The organism is Streptomyces sp. NPDC005963 (genome assembly GCF_040638655.1).
Lineage (GTDB): Bacteria > Actinomycetota > Actinomycetes > Streptomycetales > Streptomycetaceae > Streptomyces.
The window spans coordinates 1-17,512 of record NZ_JBEXVD010000041.1; the positions used below are offsets into that span (position 1 = coordinate 1).

18 protein-coding genes are annotated in these 17,512 nt (G+C 68.1%); 6 read left to right on the top strand and 12 right to left on the bottom strand.

Annotation, left to right across the window (positions count from 1 at the left end; genetic code table 11):
* Positions 1-155: 155 nt before the first annotated feature.
* The 3 genes from ABZ348_RS32860 to ABZ348_RS32870 form a co-directional block, all read right to left on the bottom strand.
* Positions 156-974, bottom strand: coding sequence for a hypothetical protein (locus ABZ348_RS32860; protein WP_358939356.1), 819 nt, complete (start codon positions 972-974; stop codon positions 156-158).
* A gap of 257 nt (positions 975-1,231) precedes the next feature.
* Entirely contained in the window at positions 1,232-1,873 is a 642-nt protein-coding gene (locus ABZ348_RS32865; RefSeq protein WP_358939358.1) for an SRPBCC family protein, read from the bottom strand.
* Positions 1,873-2,247, bottom strand: a complete 375-nt coding sequence (locus ABZ348_RS32870; RefSeq protein ID WP_358939360.1) for a metalloregulator ArsR/SmtB family transcription factor — start codon at positions 2,245-2,247, stop codon at positions 1,873-1,875. Before ABZ348_RS32870 ends, ABZ348_RS32865 begins: the two co-directional genes overlap by 1 nt.
* A 152-nt stretch (positions 2,248-2,399) precedes the next feature.
* On the opposite strand from ABZ348_RS32870, the gene ABZ348_RS32875 reads away from it, so the two are divergent.
* The 3 genes from ABZ348_RS32875 to ABZ348_RS32885 all read left to right on the top strand — a co-directional run bounded on the left by ABZ348_RS32875 (position 2,400) and on the right by ABZ348_RS32885 (position 4,371).
* Positions 2,400-2,975: a TerD family protein gene (locus ABZ348_RS32875; protein WP_358876662.1), complete on the top strand. Its 576-nt coding sequence runs from the start codon at positions 2,400-2,402 to the stop codon at positions 2,973-2,975.
* A 325-nt stretch (positions 2,976-3,300) separates the two neighbouring features.
* Positions 3,301-4,044, top strand: a complete 744-nt coding sequence (locus tag ABZ348_RS32880; RefSeq protein ID WP_358939362.1) for a 4'-phosphopantetheinyl transferase superfamily protein — start codon at positions 3,301-3,303, stop codon at positions 4,042-4,044.
* A gap of 27 nt (positions 4,045-4,071) precedes the next feature.
* Positions 4,072-4,371 (top strand): DUF6191 domain-containing protein, encoded by a 300-nt coding sequence (locus ABZ348_RS32885; protein ID WP_358939364.1) that lies wholly within the window; start codon positions 4,072-4,074, stop codon positions 4,369-4,371.
* Positions 4,372-4,426: 55 nt separating this feature from the next.
* On the opposite strand, the gene ABZ348_RS32890 is transcribed toward ABZ348_RS32885, so the two are convergent.
* Positions 4,427-5,260 (bottom strand): methyltransferase domain-containing protein, encoded by an 834-nt coding sequence (locus tag ABZ348_RS32890; RefSeq protein WP_358939366.1) that lies wholly within the window; start codon positions 5,258-5,260, stop codon positions 4,427-4,429.
* A 69-nt stretch (positions 5,261-5,329) separates the two neighbouring features.
* Here ABZ348_RS32890 and ABZ348_RS32895 point away from each other — a divergent pair, with 69 nt between their 5' ends.
* Together ABZ348_RS32895 and ABZ348_RS32900 are read left to right on the top strand one after the other, a co-directional pair.
* Positions 5,330-7,159, top strand: a complete 1,830-nt coding sequence (locus ABZ348_RS32895) for a prolyl oligopeptidase family serine peptidase (RefSeq protein WP_358939368.1) — start codon at positions 5,330-5,332, stop codon at positions 7,157-7,159.
* A gap of 202 nt (positions 7,160-7,361) precedes the next feature.
* Positions 7,362-8,117, top strand: a complete 756-nt coding sequence (locus ABZ348_RS32900; protein ID WP_358939370.1) for an SURF1 family protein — start codon at positions 7,362-7,364, stop codon at positions 8,115-8,117.
* A gap of 371 nt (positions 8,118-8,488) precedes the next feature.
* Here the strand turns inward: ABZ348_RS32900 and ABZ348_RS32905 are convergent, their stop codons facing one another.
* From ABZ348_RS32905 to ABZ348_RS32935, 7 genes are all read right to left on the bottom strand, one after another.
* Positions 8,489-9,970, bottom strand: coding sequence for a hypothetical protein (locus ABZ348_RS32905; protein ID WP_358939371.1), 1,482 nt, complete (start codon positions 9,968-9,970; stop codon positions 8,489-8,491).
* Between the two features lie 71 nt (positions 9,971-10,041).
* Positions 10,042-10,617 (bottom strand): SigE family RNA polymerase sigma factor, encoded by a 576-nt coding sequence (locus tag ABZ348_RS32910; RefSeq protein ID WP_358939373.1) that lies wholly within the window; start codon positions 10,615-10,617, stop codon positions 10,042-10,044.
* Positions 10,618-11,186: 569 nt separating this feature from the next.
* Entirely contained in the window at positions 11,187-12,242 is a 1,056-nt protein-coding gene (locus tag ABZ348_RS32915; RefSeq protein WP_358939375.1) for an aspartate-semialdehyde dehydrogenase, read from the bottom strand.
* 15 nt (positions 12,243-12,257) lie between these two features.
* Entirely contained in the window at positions 12,258-13,529 is a 1,272-nt protein-coding gene (locus tag ABZ348_RS32920) for an aspartate kinase (protein ID WP_358939377.1), read from the bottom strand.
* Between the two features lie 335 nt (positions 13,530-13,864).
* On the bottom strand, positions 13,865-14,521 hold the full coding sequence (locus ABZ348_RS32925; protein WP_358939379.1) for a DUF5063 domain-containing protein: 657 nt from the start codon (positions 14,519-14,521) through the stop codon (positions 13,865-13,867).
* Positions 14,514-15,113 (bottom strand): recombination mediator RecR, encoded by a 600-nt coding sequence (gene recR / locus ABZ348_RS32930; protein ID WP_358939381.1) that lies wholly within the window; start codon positions 15,111-15,113, stop codon positions 14,514-14,516. The genes ABZ348_RS32925 and recR overlap by 8 nt, the downstream gene beginning before the upstream one ends.
* Before the next feature lie 75 nt (positions 15,114-15,188).
* Positions 15,189-15,524: a YbaB/EbfC family nucleoid-associated protein gene (locus ABZ348_RS32935; protein WP_358939382.1), complete on the bottom strand. Its 336-nt coding sequence runs from the start codon at positions 15,522-15,524 to the stop codon at positions 15,189-15,191.
* Positions 15,525-15,847: 323 nt separating this feature from the next.
* On the opposite strand from ABZ348_RS32935, the gene ABZ348_RS32940 reads away from it, so the two are divergent.
* Positions 15,848-16,594, top strand: coding sequence for an SLATT domain-containing protein (locus tag ABZ348_RS32940; RefSeq protein ID WP_358939384.1), 747 nt, complete (start codon positions 15,848-15,850; stop codon positions 16,592-16,594).
* A gap of 207 nt (positions 16,595-16,801) precedes the next feature.
* On the opposite strand, the gene ABZ348_RS32945 is transcribed toward ABZ348_RS32940, so the two are convergent.
* Positions 16,802-17,452: a hypothetical protein gene (locus ABZ348_RS32945; protein WP_358939386.1), complete on the bottom strand. Its 651-nt coding sequence runs from the start codon at positions 17,450-17,452 to the stop codon at positions 16,802-16,804.
* Between the last annotated feature and the right edge of the window lie 60 nt (positions 17,453-17,512).

Genomic DNA, 17,512 nt, shown 5'->3' on the forward strand with positions numbered 1-17,512 from the left:
CGTTCCGATGCTCAGCATCCGCCGATTCTGGCAGACACCGACAGACCCACGGCGTGAACCACGTCCCCAACTACGAGGCGAACGTTGCCTGATACGGCACTAGCGTTTCGGGTCGATCCTGAAGATGCCGTCCGTGGCGATCGTCCCTGTCTGGATCAGCAGCCGGATCTGCTTCCGGTAGACCTCCTCGGTGGCCGCAGTACCGGAGTGCCCAACGAGTCGCAAGTTCTCTTCCGGGGCGGGTCGGTCCTAGGCGTCGAGCCGCGGACGACGCAGCGGTCCGCGGAAGTGGCCGCCGCGCTGATGACGGGGGCTCGGTGCTGCTCCGCGAAATGGAGGTGAACGGCCCGCAGAACAGCCCGCAGAGTGGGTACGGACGCCCATGGGATGGTGGTGCCGAGCCCGGTGCGAAGCGACTCTGGCGTTGGGAAGAGGAGCAGGGCCCTCTGTAGCTCGGCTGCCAAATGCGACATCTCCTGGTGGCAGCCGTGCGGGTGCTCGCTGGCCGCGCCGGCTCGCAGTCCCTCTTCGAAGTCGTCGTACTCTCCGGAGTCGACCCAGTACGAGAACTGTCGGATTCTGGGGAAGACCAATCCCGCCTCCCAGGGTGCCATCGGCAGACTCTCGAAATCCGGCATCAGCTCTTGGTCCTGCATGCGGATCAATCCGGCCAGCAATCCGAGGAACTCCGGGCTGGTTTGGTCACCTGACGCCTCGTCCAACTTCTCTCGGAAGCCCGTCGGAACGTCAGGTCGGTTCGCCGGGTCAAGTTCCTCGGACAGCAGATCGAGGAGAGCCGACACCGTTGCTAGCGGCATGGCCCACTCGGCTTCGGGCGAGTTTCTGATCGTGCGACAGAACCGGGCCAGCTCGTCCTCCAAAGAAGGGCCTTCAGTGCGGACGCAATCGAGAGCCAGATCGAGAAGCTGGTGGATCGATCCGTTGTTGAAGACGGCACCGATGTATGCGGTCACGGCGCACATGGTAGGCCGCCGGCGTGGAGTGCTGTTGACCCACATCCGGCCTCGGGCGTTGGTGTTCACTCACCTGTTGGGCTATCTGCCCAGGGGAGTTGAGCGGGGCGGGTGCCAGCGTTCTGCGTGAAGATCACTAGGTCTTGACGCTTGACCAGGGCCTTGCATGGGCCATTCGCGCGGGAGTGAGCAGCATCGGCAACCGAAGGCGATCGAGCTGCTGAGCTGCACACCACCCGCAACGGCGAGGGGCCTTGTCAAGCCTCCGAGGGCTTCTCCGGGACGTAGAAGGCCGTCGTGCCGCTGACGGCAGCCGCCACCGTCGCCGGGGGCGCGCCCGAGGCCAGGTACGCCTCGCCCCACTTTTCGCTGCTGCGCGTCATGACGTCACGGGCCTCATCGGAGAGCTGCCATGCCTCCGGGTCCTCGATCGCGCCGCCTCCGAGGTGCAGCCCCAGGCCGATCACCGTGAGGTCCCAGCCCACTCCGACCGCCCCGGGCCCGAACTGGTCCCACATCTCCGGTGGGACGACGGCGACGTGTTCGAGCTCGAACAGGGTCCGGTCGTCGCCGTCGGGGGTCAGTCGGACCTCGACCTCGCTGAAGCCGGGGTCCTCTCCGAAGAGCCAGCTCACCTTCAGCGCCTTCGGCGGCTCGCACCGGAGGATTTCGCCGCCCGCGTTGCCTTCCAGTTGGTAGTGACCGCCGAGGCGCAGATCTCCGCTGACGGGGAGGAACCAGCGGGCGATCCGCTCGGGGTCGGTGACCGCGCCCCAGACGTCCTCCGCCGCGGCGGAGTAGGTGCGGCTCAACAGGATCGTGCGGGCCTCGCCCTGGGGGATCCGGCTGGTGCCGACCTTCCGGTGGATGTCGTTGATCTGGTTCACGATGTCGCTCATCACTGCTCCTCCGGCGCTGATTCGCGCTGTTCGTTCCTCGTCTGACTGCGCTCTCGGTCGCGTCGTCCACGCGCGAGTTCGGTGCCGAGGGCGTCCAGCCGCTGTTCCCAGAAGTGCCGGAACTGGTCCAGCCAGTCGGCCGCCTCCTTGAGTGGTTCGCTCTCGACGGCGTAGAGGCGCCGGGTTCCTGCGGCTCGGACCGAAGCGAATTCGGTCTCACGGAGCACGCGCAGATGCTGGGAGACGGCGGGTTGGCTGATTCCGAATTCGTTCTGGATCACCGAGCTGATGGCGCCCGACGACTGCTCGCCGTCGGCCAGGAGCTGGAGTATTCGGCGGCGTACCGGGTCGCCCAGGACATCGAACGCGTGCATGGCCCCACGATGCAGCTATCGCTTATATAAGTCAAGATTTATATATTGAGTTTCGGGGTGGGGAACTGGAACAGGGGGTCGGTCGTTGGCCGGGTTGGGCAAGGAATCGTCAAGAGAGGCGCGGCCCGCGCCGGATTGCGCAGGGGATTTCCATGGGTGTCAGCCTTTCCAAGGGCGGCAATGTCTCGCTCAGCAAGGAGGCCCCGGGCCTTTCTGCGGTTGTCGTGGGCCTGGGCTGGGACGTTCGGAGCACCACCGGAACCGACTTCGACCTGGACGCCAGCGCGCTGCTGGTGGACGGCAACGGCAAGGTGGTTTCCGACCAGCACTTCGTCTTCTTCAACAACCTGAAGAGCCCCGAGGGCTCCGTCGAGCACACGGGCGACAACCTCACGGGTGAGGGCGAGGGCGACGACGAGCAGATCAAGGTCAACCTGGCCGGAGTGCCTGCCGGTGTCGAGAAGATCGTCTTCCCGGTCTCGATCCACGAGGGTGAAAGCCGCGGCCAGTCCTTCGGGCAGGTCCGCAACGCCTTCATCCGCGTGATCAACCAGGCGGACAACAACGAGCTGGCCCGCTACGACCTGAGCGAGGACGCCTCGACCGAGACCGCCATGGTCTTCGGTGAGCTGTACCGCAACGGCGCCGAGTGGAAGTTCCGCGCGGTCGGCCAGGGGTACGCCTCCGGCCTGCGGGGCATCGCCCAGGACTTCGGTGTGAACATCTAAGTCCGGTCACTCCACATGTGGTGGTGCGTTCGTCCGGGTGGCTCGGCAGTCCCACCCGGACGGATGCGCTTCCCGGTCTGCACGATCTAGACCCCGCCGTCACTTCACGGCCACCGTATGCGGTGTCCCTGGTCGACGACTGATCCTGATCCGGACCAGCCCTCGACTTGCGTGACCACGGGCACTCCCAGGCCACTGCTTCTTCGGCGAGCGCCTCGGATGCCGTCCTGGCACGACATCCGGTCCGGGAAAGTCGGCCGGCGACTCCAGGCCGTCCCTCGGATGGCCTGGATATTCTTGTGCTCCCCCAGGAGAAGGGCACCACATGGCGACCGAGGCACCTCTCAACGGCGAGCAGACGACATCTCTCCCGGGGGTGGAACTGCTCTGGATCGGTCGAGTGGCGGAGCACGCCGCCGATGCCCTTGCACACCGCGGCGTCCTGGACGCCGAGGAGTCGGCACGACTCGACGGTTTCGTCCGCACTCAGGACCGGGACGCCTACGCCGTCGGGCATGTGGCGTTGCGCCGACTTCTCGGAGCACGGCTGGGACGAGCTCCGGAAGCCGTCGTCATGGAGCGGGAGCCCTGCACTCAGTGCACCGGCCCCCATGGGCGGCCGGTGGTACCGGGGAACGCCGTGCACTTCTCCCTCTCCCACACCAAGGGAATGGTCCTGATAGCCCTCGCCTCCGACCCCGTGGGAATCGATGTCGAGGGCTTGCCGCGCCCGACGACCGTCGCCGACATCACCCCTCAGTTGCACCCTGTGGAACGCGGCGAGATAGAGCGGATACCGGTCGACCAGCGCCCTCTTGCCTTCGCTCGTTGCTGGACCCGCAAGGAGTCCGTGCTCAAGGCGCGGGGTGTGGGGCTGAACGAGGATCTGTCCCTGACCTATGTGGGCGCCGGTCCCCAACCCGCGGCGAACGCACACTGGTTGCTCGCCGACGTACCCGTTGACCCCGGCTTCGCAGCAGCGGTGGCCGTCTGCCGATCACACGCACCGGATGCAGAAGCCGCACCGGATGCAGAAGCCGCACCGGATGCAGCGGCCCAGGCTGGTTGAGCCGGGCATCCGGAAGAGAGCGACAGCATGGAGTTCATCGTCTTCATGACCCTGCCGGGTCTGGTGATCATTCTGGTGTTCATAGCCTTCGCCGACCAGATCATGCGGGCGACCGGGCTGGGGAAGCGCCAGGGGCAGGTGTCGGCGACCGGGTTCGAGCAACTTCACGCCACCTTCTCCGCCGGAAAGCAGAACGAACTGCGCGAGCGGCAGAGCGCCCTGCTGCTGAAGGACGACGACGAGGACGGCGCGCCCCCTCATCGCTCCACAGTGGATCTCGACGGCGGCCGAGCCGTGGTGCGACTGCCTCGTCCGGGCAAGCCGTAGGGCCTACACATACGCGGCACTGCGGGCAGCACACCGCCGACCGTGGACGCCGTTGTCAGTGGTGGGGCCGTGTCGCCTTGAGCGAGTACATCAACGGGATGCGGGGGCGGTCGGACGGGAAGCGGAAGTAGCCGTCGTCGTCCTGGTGGAAGTCGGCGAACCGCGGGAACAGCGACACGTCGTGTTCGTGGAGGAACTCCAGCCGAAGGCCAGCCGCACACAGAGCCGTGACGACCGTCCCGATGGGGTGCTGCCATTCCACGCTGCGGTTGTTGACGGTCTCCGCTCCCAGGTCCGCGTAGGTCCCGGGGGTGTCCTCGATCCAGGGTTCCTTCGCGAAGTAGTCGTGGACAATCCGTGAGCCGGTCTCGTCGTCCAGAGTGTCGGTGAGCGGATGGAATTCGGCGATGTACAGGAATCCGCCGGGAGCCACCAGGGACGCGGCGACCTCGGCCCAACGCTCGATGTCCGGGAGCCAGTTCAGTGCGCCCGTGCCCGTGTAGACGATGTCGTACGAGCTGTCCGGCACGGCTTCGGCCGCGTCGTACACGTCGGCGGTCACGAAGGCCGCCCGGTCGGGGCCGAAACCGAGTTCGGTGGCGAGGCCCCTGGCCGTCTCCACCGCCGGCTCGGAGAAGTCCAGGCCGACGACCTGGGAAGCACCTCGCCGGGCCCATCCCAAGGTGTCCTGACCGATGTGGCACTGAAGGTGGAGGAGGGTGAGACCGCCGACGTCTCCGACCTCGGCGATCTCGAAGTCGCGCAGCACCTCCTTGCCCGCACGGAATCCGTCGAGGTCGTAGAACTCGCTGGCAACGTGGAGGGGTACGCGCTCGTCCCAGTTGGAACGGTTGGTGGCGCGCCAGTCGGGGGGCAGGGATCGGTCCATGCCTCGAAGTTATCCACAGGCTGCGGAGGAAGCGAACGATTTGTCGGGGGTCCGACGCAGAATGGGGTCATGACTGAGACCACTGATTCCATGCCCGACTGGGAGAAGCGCTTCCGGGCTCCGCGCGTCTCCCTGCCCGATTGGGCGGAGGACGCCCCACACCGTTCGCTCTTCGTGTCCAATGCCACGGGGACGTACGAGCTGTACGCCTGGGATCGCTCGACCGGTGACCAGCGGCAGGCCACCGACCGGCCGAGCGGGACGACGGACGGTGTGTTGTCACCTGACGGGCAGTGGATCTGGTGGTTCTCCGACTCCGACGGGGACGAGTTCGGGGTCTGGCTCAAGCAGCCGTTCGGCGGCGGGGAGGACTCCCCCGCCGCGCCCGGGCTTGCGCCTTCCTACTCGGCGGGGCTCGCAATCGGGCGCCACGGCGCATCGGTGGTCGGCCGGTCCACGGATGAGGAGGGCACCACGCTGCACATCGTGCGGGAGGGCGCCGAGCCCGTGGAGATCTATCGCCATCGCGAATCAGCGGGCGTCGGCGATCTGTCGCACGACGGTGAATGGGTCGCGATCGAACACACCGAACACGGTGACGCGATGCATTCGGCGCTCCGCGTCCTGCGCCTGGACGGGACCTCGGTGGCCGAGCTCGACGACACCAAGGGGGGCACCGAGGAGCTCGGACTCGCGGTGCTGGGATTCGCCCCGGTCGCCGGGGACACCCGGTTGCTCGTCGCACACCAGCGGCGTGGGCGCTGGGAGCCCATGATCTGGGACATCGCATCGGGTGAGGAATCGGATCTCGCGCTGGAGCTGCCGGGCGACGTCCATGCGGAGTGGTATCCGGACGGTTCGGGCCTGTTGGTGGCCCACAGTTTCGAGGCCCGTGGGGAGCTGTGGCGCTACGACCTGTCGACACGGGAGCTGGCCAGGATCGACACTCCTGCGGGCACGGTCTCGGGTGCTACGGCCCGTCCCGGGGGCGAGGTGGAGTACTTGTGGTCGTCGGCCGCGCTCCCACCGCAGGTGCGCTCGACGGAGGGCACCGTGGTGCTCGATCCGCCCGGGATGACGGCACCGGAGTCGGTGCCGGTGGAGGATGTCTGGGTGGAGGGCCCCGGGGGGCGGATTCACGCGCTGGTGCAGCGCCCTGCGGGGGCCAGCGGACCGCTGCCGACGGTCTTCGACATCCACGGGGGTCCGACCTGGCACGACAGCGATGCGTTCGCGGCGGGACCCGCCGCCTGGATCGACCACGGCTATGCGGTGGTACGGGTCAACTACCGGGGATCGACGGGCTACGGACGGGAGTGGACGGACGCGCTCAAGCACCGGGTGGGACTGATCGAGCTGGAGGACATCGCCGCCGTCCGTGAGTGGGCGGTGCTGTCCGGGCTGGCCGACCCCGACCGGCTGGTCCTCTCGGGCGGATCGTGGGGCGGCTATCTCACCCTGCTCGGCCTGGGGACCGAGCCCGATGCATGGGCACTGGGCCTCGCTGCGGTACCGGTCGCCGACTACGTCACGGCCTATCACGACGAGATGGAAGCCTTGAAGGCCATGGACCGCACCTTGCTCGGGGGTACGCCGGAGGAAGTTCCGGAGCGGTTCGAGGCGTCCTCGCCCCTCAGCTATGTGGATGCGGTGCGGGTGCCCGTCTACATCTCGGCGGGCGTCAACGATCCGCGCTGCCCCATCCGCCAGATCGAGAACTACGTGGACCGTCTGGCGGCGCGGGGGGCGGTCCACGAGGTGTACCGGTACGACGCGGGTCACGGCTCGCTGGTGGTGGAGGAGCGGATCAAGCAGCTCGCCCTGGAGATCGCCTTCGCCGAAACGCATCTCGCTCAGGTGGTGAGCGCACCGGACCCCGCCAGGCAGACAGGACGTTGAGGACACGACCCAGGAGCGCCATCGCCGGACTGATGCTTCGGGTGAGCAGATGAGCCACACCTGCTCACCCGGAGCGAGGGCGGCAGTGGTTCCGGTCCGGGGAAGGGCTGACCGGTAGGGGGAGGGCGACGGGTGCGGTTGAACGGCGTGCGAGGAGGGGGGCGCCACACGGGCCGGCAGGCGCGTTACGTACGGTAGGGGGGTGTACCGGTTCCTGCTGACGCCCCGCTGGTGGGGCATCAACGTCTTCGTCGTGCTGGCGATCCCCTTCTGCATCTTCATGGGTTCCTGGCAGCTCGGGAAGTTCGAGGACCGGGTCGAGACCCATCAGGACGCGCAGAACGCGCCTGCCCCCGGCGAGATGGCCGTCGAGCCCCTGGACGAGCTACTGCCCGTCGACAAGGAGACCTCGGGGCGGCATGCGACCGCCACCGGGGTGTACGGGGAGCAGTTCCTCGTCCCCGACCGGAGCGTGGACGGAAAGAACGGCTCGTACGTGCTGACCCTCCTGAAGACGGACGGCGGTCGGACGCTGCCCGTCGTACGGGGATGGTTGGCCAAGGGGTCCCCGGCGCCTCCCGTCCCGGACGGTGTGGTCACGGTGGTCGGCGCGCTCCAGGCCAATGAGAACGCGGGCACCGACGGGGTGCACACGGGGGGCGGGCTGCCCAGTGGCCAGCTGGGGATGATCAGTGCGGCGTCCCTGGTCAATGTGGTTCCGGATGATGTCCATGACGCATGGATCACACTGACCAAGGCCGATGCCGGACTGATCGCGGTGCCCGCGTCCCTCCCCGAGGGCAGTGGGTTGGACCTGAAGGCGTTCCAGAACCTGGGGTACACCGGAGAGTGGTTCGTCTTCGCCGCGTTCGTGCTGTTCATGTGGTTCCGGCTGGTGCGACGCGAGGCGGAGGCGGTACGCGACCAGCGGCTCGGGTTGGAGAGCCACCCGCTCTAGTGCTGTGACCGGGAACGTTCACCGGCCCGCGACGCCTGGCACGGCACTAGCTCCTGAAATCCGGTTCTGGCCACGTCAGGCGACCTGGTGCGGGTTCCCTACACATCGTCGCGATAGGTGTCCGCCCCCACGGTCGGCGGCGTCCGCTCCAAGGTCGAAAGGGAAGACCCAAGGGCCAAGGGAAGGTCCAAGGGCCAAGGGCCGGCATGGGCGGAGTGGCCACCCGCTGGGACGCCTGACCCACTGTGCACCGCACGCGCCCTGCTTGCCCGAGCGCCAGCGCAGCGACCCGCCCTCACCCGTCCGCCTCAGTAAACACGCGCACGGCAGGGCGCTCACCCTGCCGTGCGGACGCAGTTGTCGGCGATCTCCTACGAGCTCAGCATTCCCGTGCGGTAGAGGGTGCCGGAGCAGGCGTTGCTGATGGTCGTGTCCGTGCTCGGGCCGCCCGGTTCTGCCGTGTGGCTCACGGAGATGCTGCCCTCCTGCGGAACGGTCTCCGAGGTGAGGAGCTGGGTCTCCGTGTTGTCCGGAACAGAGCCCTGGCCACCGCCCGTGCCCGGGGAGGGTTCCTGCGAGGTGGGCGGATCCGTCGGCGTCGTCGGACTCGTCGAACAGGACTCGCTCGGCACCCAGGCGAACTTCACCTCGTAGCCCCGATCCGGTTTCAGCAACAGGGAAGACGACTGCTGCGACGGGTCGGGAAGACCGGTCGCCGCGTCCCCGGCCGCATGGTCCACGACCTTGATCTTCCCCGGGTCGGCGGCGCCCATCGCCTGGAACCCGATCTGGCCCGGTCCCTCGACCGCGCAACTGACCGTGGAGGCGTTGGCGACCTTGAAGGAGCCGTAGACCTTGCCTTCGGCGTCCGGGCCGGCCGCCTGGGCCGAGGTGAAGTGCAGTTGGTCTGCGGCGCAGACCGGGACGCCGCTCGGAACGTCCTCCGGGCTCCGCTCGGGGGAGCCGGTGACACCGTCGCCGCCGGTGCCGTCCTTCCCCGGTGTGGAACCCCGGGACGGACTCGCGCTGCCGGTGCCCTGGGGCGTGCCCGAGCTCCCGACGGTGGGGCCGGTCGTGGCTTCCTTGCCGTCCGGTTCGCCCGAAACGGACTCGGTCCCGCCGTGGGCGGTCTGTCCGTGTCCGGCATTGATCGGGCGGGCGTTGCCGCCCCCTTCCGAGCCTGCCACATGGACGAACGCCGGCACCGCGGTGCCCATCAGGACCACTGCGGCAGCAGCCCCGACCAGCGCCTGCCTCTTGCGCGCCCGGCGGGCGGGGACGGCTCGACGCAGATGGTCGAGCGCGCCGTCGGAGGGGTTGAGGTCCTGCACGACCCCCTGGAAGAGCTGCCGGATCGCTTCTTCGTCGTCCCCCGGGCCGCCTTCGCCGAAGCGGGTGGCGCCCTCACCGGGTCCGTTCGATCCGGCGTCGGCGTCCCCGCCGGGGTGGCTCGATGTGCCCGGGCCGACCAGAGCGGCCAGCGCGGCAAGCCCACCGGACCCACCCGTACCGTCCGTACTGCCCGATGCGGGCTGTTCGCCGGCCGGTTCGTCATCGCCGGCGCCGCCCACTGCGCTCAGCTCGGCGGTGGCATCGGTTACCGCCGCAGCACCGGACTCCCCGGTCGGATGGTCCTGGCCGCGTGCATCAGCCGAATCGCCCGGCTCATCCGTGGTGTCGCCCTCACCGCGGTCCGCGGAAGTCGCACGATCCTGCGCACCGTGGCTCGTGGCACCCTCGGTGCTCGCCGTACCCGCGCCGCTGTCGGTGCCCGGGGTGCTGTCGGTGCCCGCGTCGTCACGGCGTTCACGATCTTCGTGGCCGCTCGGCTCGTTGTCCGGCCCGTTGTTCACTATTCCGTTTCCAGTCCGGTCGTCAAACGGCCCGTCCGGCCCGCCCTGCTCAGTGCTTTCCCTGTCACTGCTCATGCCGTGGCCTCCATGGCGACGCGCAACGCCGCGATGCCCCGTGAGCCGTACGCCTTGACCGACCCGAGGGATATGCCCAGCGTCTCGGCGACCTGTGCCTCCGTCATGTCCGCGAAGTACCGCAGGACGAGGACCTCCCGCTGACGACGCTGGAGTCCGCGCATCGCCTTGATCAAGGCGTCGCGCTCCAGTTGGTCGTACGCCCCTTCCTCCGCGCTCGCCATGTCCGGCATCGGCTTGGAGAGCAGTTTCAACCCGAGGATGCGCCGGCGCAGGGCCGATCGCGAGAGGTTGACCACCGTCTGCCGCAGATAGGCGAGGGTCTTGTCCGGGTCCCGTACCCGATTGCGGGCCGAGTGAACGCGGATGAACGCCTCTTGCACGACGTCCTCACAGGAGGCCGTGTCGTCGAGCAGGAGCGCAGCGAGACCGAGGAGCGACCGGTAGTGGGCCCGGTAGGTCTCGGTGAGGTGATCGACGGTGGTACCAGCAGCCATCTGCTCGTCAGCGCTCTCGCGCTGCGACGGCAGTCGGGTGGTGCGGGGTGTGGGCATGGGTGCGATCACCGGCATGCCGCCGGGTGCCCGTGTACGGGGCTTGCGAACCGGACGCACCGCAGCGCCGCGGACGGGGGTCGCTGAACCGCCCTGGACCAAACGCATGGAAGCGCCGCGGACCGGGACCACCCCTGGGATGTCGAGTACCTCTGCCACGTATGTTGGACACGCTTCCCCCCGTGAGGGTTGTACGCGTACGCCACCGCTTTTGACGGTGTTCCTGCAGACTTCATGCGTACTCGCTCTTCCCCAATGCCCCATTCTCCGCAGCACCGTATCGAGGTGACCGCAAAGACGCCCTCGCCCGGCTGCTGGTTGCAGACCGGGGCAGCGAATTCTGAGGCATCCCCCGGTCCGGACCAAATGGTACAGACCTTCAAGTTCCGCACAGGTCACGCATAGCTGTGGGTCGATCCTACAAACGCCAGGTGCGCTTTTGTCCAGTGTGACCAGGGAATTTGATCATCTTCGGCGTCCGGCGGGACATCACGACGACCGGCGCCGACTGCCGCGGGGACTCCGGACGAAGCGGCGTGGCGGGCGGGATCACAGCGGGATGCGGGATCACAGTGGGATGGACGGGCTCAGTACGGAAGGTCCGCGGCGATGGCCTCGGCTATCTGCACGGAGTTCAACGCCGCCCCCTTGCGGAGGTTGTCACCGCAGACGAAGAGGTCCAACGCACAGGGGTCGTCAGGCGATCGACGTACGCGACCGACCCAGGTCGGGTCCGTTCCCACCACATCGGCGGGGGTGGGGAAGTCACCCGCGGCAGGGTCGTCGCAGAGCACCACGCCGGGTGAGGTGTCCAGGATCTCGTGCGCCCGCGCGACCGTGACCTCGTTCTCGAAGCGCGCGTGCACCGCCAACGAGTGGGTGGTGACGACGGGCACCCTGACGAAGGTCGCGGCCACCCGCAGACCGGGCAGCCCGAGGATCTTGCGGGTCTCCGCCCGCAGACCCAGTTCCTCGGATGACCAGCCGCCGTCCTGGAGGGTGCCCGACCACGGCACCACATTGAGGGCCAGGGGGGCGGCGAAGGGATCGGCGTCCTCGCCGACGGCCCGGCGTACGTCGCCCGGTCGCATCCCCAAATCGGTGCCCGCCACCAGAGACAGCTGGTCCCGCAGTGTGGACACGGCCTCGCGCCCCGCACCACTCGCCGCCTGGTAGGAGGCGACGACGAGTTCCCTGAGCCCGAATTCGGCGTGCAGCGCTCCCACCGTCGGCAGGAGGGCGAGGGTCGTGTCGTGCGGGCTCGCGACGATGCCGCGCGGGCGGACCCGTACGGCATGGGGGTTGATCTCGGGCACGACCAGGGGCACGTCGTCGTCGAGCCGGAAGGCGGCGGAGCTGTCCACCACGACCGCGCCCTTGGCTGCGGCGATCGGCGCCCATCGCGCGGACACGTCCGCGGGCACCAGGAAGAGCGCCACGGCCACATCCGTGAGCGCTTCCTCGCTGAGGGCGATCACCTCGCACTCCTCCCCGCGTACGACCAGCGTTCGGCCGGCCGCACGCGCGGAGGATACGAGACGGATTTCGCCCCAGATGTCCTTATGTTGCGAGAGGAGCTGGAGCATGACCGCACCGACGGCGCCGGTTGCTCCGACGACCGCGAGGGTCGGCTTACCGGTCATCGCCCCGGTGACCGGTCATCGCCCGGTGCCGCCGTAGACGACGGCCTCGTCGGAGTCGCTGTCGAGACCGAAGGCGCTGTGCACGGCACGCACGGCCTCGTTCACATCGTCTGCACGTGTCACTACCGAGATGCGGATCTCAGATGTCGAGATGAGCTCAATGTTGACGCCCGCGTCGGAGAGCGCCTCGAAGAAGGAGGCGGTGACTCCGGGGTTGGTCTTCATCCCCGCGCCGACCAGCGAGATCTTGCCGATCTGGTCGTCGTAGCGCAGCGAGTCAAAGCCGATGGACGACTTCGCCTTCTCCAGCGCGTCGATCGCCTTGGCCCCGTCCGTCTTGGGCAGGGTGAAGGAGATGTCGGTCAGCGCCGTGGTGGCCGCCGAGACGTTCTGCACGACCATGTCGATGTTGATCTCGGCATCGGCGATGGTCCGGAAGATGGCCGCGGCCTCGCCCGGCTTGTCCGGCACCCCGACGACGGTGACCTTCGCTTCGGAGACGTCGTGGGCGACTCCCGAGATGATGGCGTGCTCCACCTGCTGGTCTCCCTGCGGCTCGTTGCTGACCCAGGTGCCGCGCAGCCCCGAGAAGGACGAGCGGACGTGGATCGGAATGTTGTATCGACGTGCGTACTCGACGCAGCGGTGCAGCAGCACCTTGGAGCCGGACGAGGCCAACTCCAGCATGTCCTCGGAGGAGATCCATTCGATCTTCCGGGCCTTGGGAACCACACGGGGGTCGGCGGTGAAGACGCCGTCCACATCCGTGTAGATCTCGCAGACCTCGGCCTCCAGCGCGGCGGCGAGCGCCACGGCGGTGGTGTCGGAACCACCGCGACCCAGGGTGGTGATGTCCTTCTTGTCCTGGGACACACCCTGGAATCCGGCGACGATGGCGATATTGCCCTCGTCGAGAGCGGTACGGATCCGGCCCGGCGTCACATCGATGATGCGCGCTTTGTTGTGGACCGAGTCGGTGATGACGCCGGCCTGGCTGCCCGTGAAGGACTGGGCTTCATGCCCCAGGTTTTTGATCGCCATGGCCAGCAGCGCCATGGAGATGCGCTCTCCCGCGGTCAGCAGCATGTCGAACTCGCGCCCGGCAGGGATCGGGGAGACCTGCCCCGCGAGATCGATCAACTCGTCCGTCGTGTCACCCATCGCCGACACCACGACGACCACTTGGTGGCCGTTCTTCTTGGCGTCCACGATCCGCTTGGCGACGCGCTTGATGCCCTCGGCATCGGCAACGGAGGAGCCGCCGTACTTCTGCACGACAAGGCCCACGTGCGCTCCTCGCTCGGTATGTCCACCACAGCCGGGTGCTGCGGTCGGCTCAGTCTAACGAGCGGCCGTGACGCGTCTCGGGGCAGTCACATGGTGAGATGCCCCGCTCAGCAAGTGATCACGGTCGCTCGGTCGACTCTTGCCCCGGCCGTGGTGGACCTACGCGGAGATGTGCGGCGGGTCACAGGACGTGCCTGCCGTGCGCGCTAAGGGCGTGAACACCGCCCGGCGTGCGCAAAGGGTGTGAACACCGCTCGACGGCCTTGAAACCGCCTCGACCGCCTCGCGAGTAGACGGAGGCGGTCGAGAGTGGTCGAGCAGAACTGAACGAGCGGTCAGGTGGTCCGCAGACCCAGCGGTACGGCGATCTCCTCGGCCATCACCCGGCCCGCTTCCTCGGCCAATGCCTCCTCGGCCAGGTCCTCGTCAGTGTCCAGTCCGTCCAGCGCCTGGAGCGGCTGGTCGAGACGGACGTGGGAGACCAGCGACTGGAGGGCGCGCAGGGTCGCGGAGGCGGTCGGCCCCCAGTTGGAGAAGTACGAGAACTGCCACCACCACAGCGCCTCGCTGGTGCGACCCGCACGGTAGTGGGCCAGACCGTGACGGAGGTCGGTGACGATGTCGGCGAGGTTGTCGGAGATCCGGAAGGCCACGGGGGCCTTGCGCGGCTCGTAGGGGTCGAAGACCTCGGAGAACACGTCGACCGGGTCGAGCAGGACCGCGAACCGCTCGCGCAGTTCGTCGAGGTCCGGTTCCGGGCCGGTGTCCGGCTCGTAGCGCTCGTCCGGGACGATGTCCTCGTGCGCGCCGAGTCGACCGCCCGTCAGCAGGAGTTGGGAGACCTCCAGCAGCAGGAACGGTACGGCGCTGTCGGGCTCGTCGCCCTTGGCGACTTCCGTGGTCGCGACGATGAAGGACTCGATCGAGTCCGCGATCTGGACCGCGAAGTCGGCGGGATCCTGATTCACCGCGTGCAGCATGGCATCAGACATCGAGAAGTCGTCTCCCCTCGAAGGCACGCCCTAGCGTGACCTCGTCGGCGTATTCCAAGTCTCCCCCCACAGGCAGACCACTGGCCAGCCGAGTGACCTTCAAACCCATCGGCTTGATCATTCTTGCCAGATAGGTCGCGGTCGCCTCGCCCTCCAAATTGGGGTCGGTGGCCAGGATCAGCTCGGTGACCGCACCATCGGCGAGACGCGAGAGCAGCTCACGGATGCGCAGGTCATCGGGGCCCACGCCTTCGATGGGGCTGATGGCCCCGCCGAGCACGTGGTAGCGACCCCGGAATTCCCGGGTCCGCTCGATCGCCACGACGTCCTTCGACTCCTCCACCACACAGATGACGGAGAGGTCCCGGCGCGGATCGCGGCAGATGTTGCACTGTGCCTGTTGAGCGACGTTCCCGCAGACTTCACAGAAGCGGACCTTGTCCTTCACTTCCAGCAGTGCGTGTGCGAGGCGTCGTACGTCGGTCGGCTCGGCCTGGAGGATGTGGAAGGCGATCCGCTGCGCGCTCTTGGGACCGACGCCGGGCAGTCTGCCCAGTTCGTCGATGAGGTCCTGAACCACGCCTTCGTACAACGGACTGCCTCTTCCGGTTCCTTCGGTTGCCGCGCTTCTACGGTTCGTACGTACGCTAGTTGCTCACACGCCCCGTCAGAAGGGAAGTCCCGGCATTCCGCCGAGACCCTCCGTGAGGGGGCCGAGCTTCTGCTGTCGGAGCGTCTGCGCGTTGTCGTTCGCGGCCTGGACGGCGGCGACGACCAGATCGGCCAGGGTTTCGGTGTCCTCCGGGTCCACGGCCTTCGGGTCGATGACCAGACCGCGCAGTTCGCCGGAGCCGTTGACCGTCGCCTTCACGAGGCCGCCGCCGGCCTGGCCGTCAACCTCGGCCTGTGCGAGCTCTTCCTCGGCCCGGGCGAGTTCCTGCTGCATCCTCTGGGCCTGCTGGAGGATCTGCTGCATGTTGGGCTGGCCACCACCGGGGATCACGGGTCACTCCTGGCGCTTCGACAACGGTGTTCGTACGCCGAGCCTACGTGGTCACCGCACGGCTCGCTGCACGCAGAGACGGCAACTCTTTCGTGTGAGTATCCTGCGGGTCCTCTACCTGATCACGACGTATACATGGTCGGAAATACTGGGATTTCCGCCCCCGTGCCCACCATTTGGCGGTAGGAAAGACATGCGCACCAGAACGTGCGCTGCATAGATCGGGCACGTTCGTACATATTTCATAACGCCAAATGACTCAGAGTAGCGAGAAACTGCACTCAGTAGCGAACTTGGCGCAATAGTCACAGAGGAGTGCCCCGGTGAGCCAGCCGGAGATGCAGCCCGGGGGGCCGGCCCGGGAGGAACGCGGCGAGGTAGCGCGCGGAGATCTGGCCGGAAGGCCCTTTCCGCTCGGCGACTGGGGAGAGCCCGCGGAACGGCTGGACGAGTTGTACCGGTGGGTCGAGGCGGGTGCCCTGCGGACGACGGAGTGGTACCTCGCCGACCGGGTGTGGAAGAGGCGGACCGGGCGGATGTTGCGGGCCGGCGCCGCACTCGGGGTCGCCACCGGAGCCACCCTGCCGCTGCTGGACCTCACCGGCATGGTGGCGGGCGCGGCCGGCTGGGGCTATCTCTCGCTGCTGCTCGGCGCCGCCTGTCTCGCCTGCGACCGGTACTTCGGGGTCACCTCGGGCTGGATGCGCAACGTGGCGACCGCGCAGGCGGTGCAGCGGCGCCTGCAACGGCTCCAGTTCGACTGGGCGTCCGAGAGCGTGCGCGAGGTCCTCGGGCCGACGGAGGGCACGGCGAGCGAGGCGGCCGAACGCTGTTTGGGGGTGCTCCGCAGCTTCTCGGAGGACGTGACCGAACTCGTGCAGGCGGAGACCGCGGACTGGATGCGGGAGTTCGCCGGCGCCCCCGCGCCGCTGCTGCTCCAGGCGCTTCCCCTGTCGCCGACCGGGGCATCGCGTGCGCTGGAAGGCGGGGCGCAGGGGGGTCGGGCGATGCTGCCACCGGGGACGCGTCCCAACATGCCGCGACAACGCCCCCCGGAGACCCCGCGCTAGACCCCTCACCCCTCGGTTGGCGAGGCTGCCGGCACTCGCTGGCCTGGTTGCCGGCGACGTACCCATGGCTCGTCGAACGCGCGGTGTACAACGAAGGCCCCGGGCTCACCCGTAGTTGCCCGGGGTCTCGCGCTGTTGCATAGGCCCGCCGGCCTGGCCTAGTCAGGTCAGGTCAGGTCAGGTCAGGTCAGGTCAGGTCAGGTCAGGTCAGCTGAACACGATCATGGAGCCTTGGCCCAGGCTGCGGATCGCCGCCGCGTGCAGGCCCAACCAGACATGGCGTTCCCTGGAGAACGGGCCGTCGTCGGGGGCGATGGGCCCGGCCGGCTCCTCCAGCGTCGTCGGACGCTCGGGCGGCAGCGGTGCCGCCGGCGGATTCGACGGGTCGATCCCGATCGCGGGCGCCACGAACTCCAGTTCCCTCAGCAGGCCCTGGGTGGAACCCAGCGGTCCGCCTCCTGCGAGCAGTTCGTCGTTGAACAGCGGGGCCGTGAAGTCGACGGGGACGTAGGCACCGGCGTGGTCGTAGTGCCAGACCAGGTGCGAGCCCTGCGCGGTCGTCTCGAACATCTCCAACAACTGCTCGTAGTCCCCACCCAGTTCGTCCACCGGGGTCACGGCGAGTCCGCACAGTTGCAGCAGATAGGCGCGGCGCAGGAAGTGCAGGGCGTCGTAGTCGAAACCCGCGACGGGTGCCACGTCGCCCGACAGCCCGGGCATGTAGGCGAAGACGGGGACGGTCGGTAGCCCGGCGGTGGTCAGCGCCTTGTCGTAGGAGGCGATCTCTTCCGCGAAGGGGTTGTCGGGGCTGTGGCACAGCACGTCGACGAGGGGGACCAGCCACAGGTCACAGGCCAAGGAAGGCTCGCTCTCCAGCGGGTTGGGGCGCGGCGCGCCCGACGGTCAAAGCGGACGGGA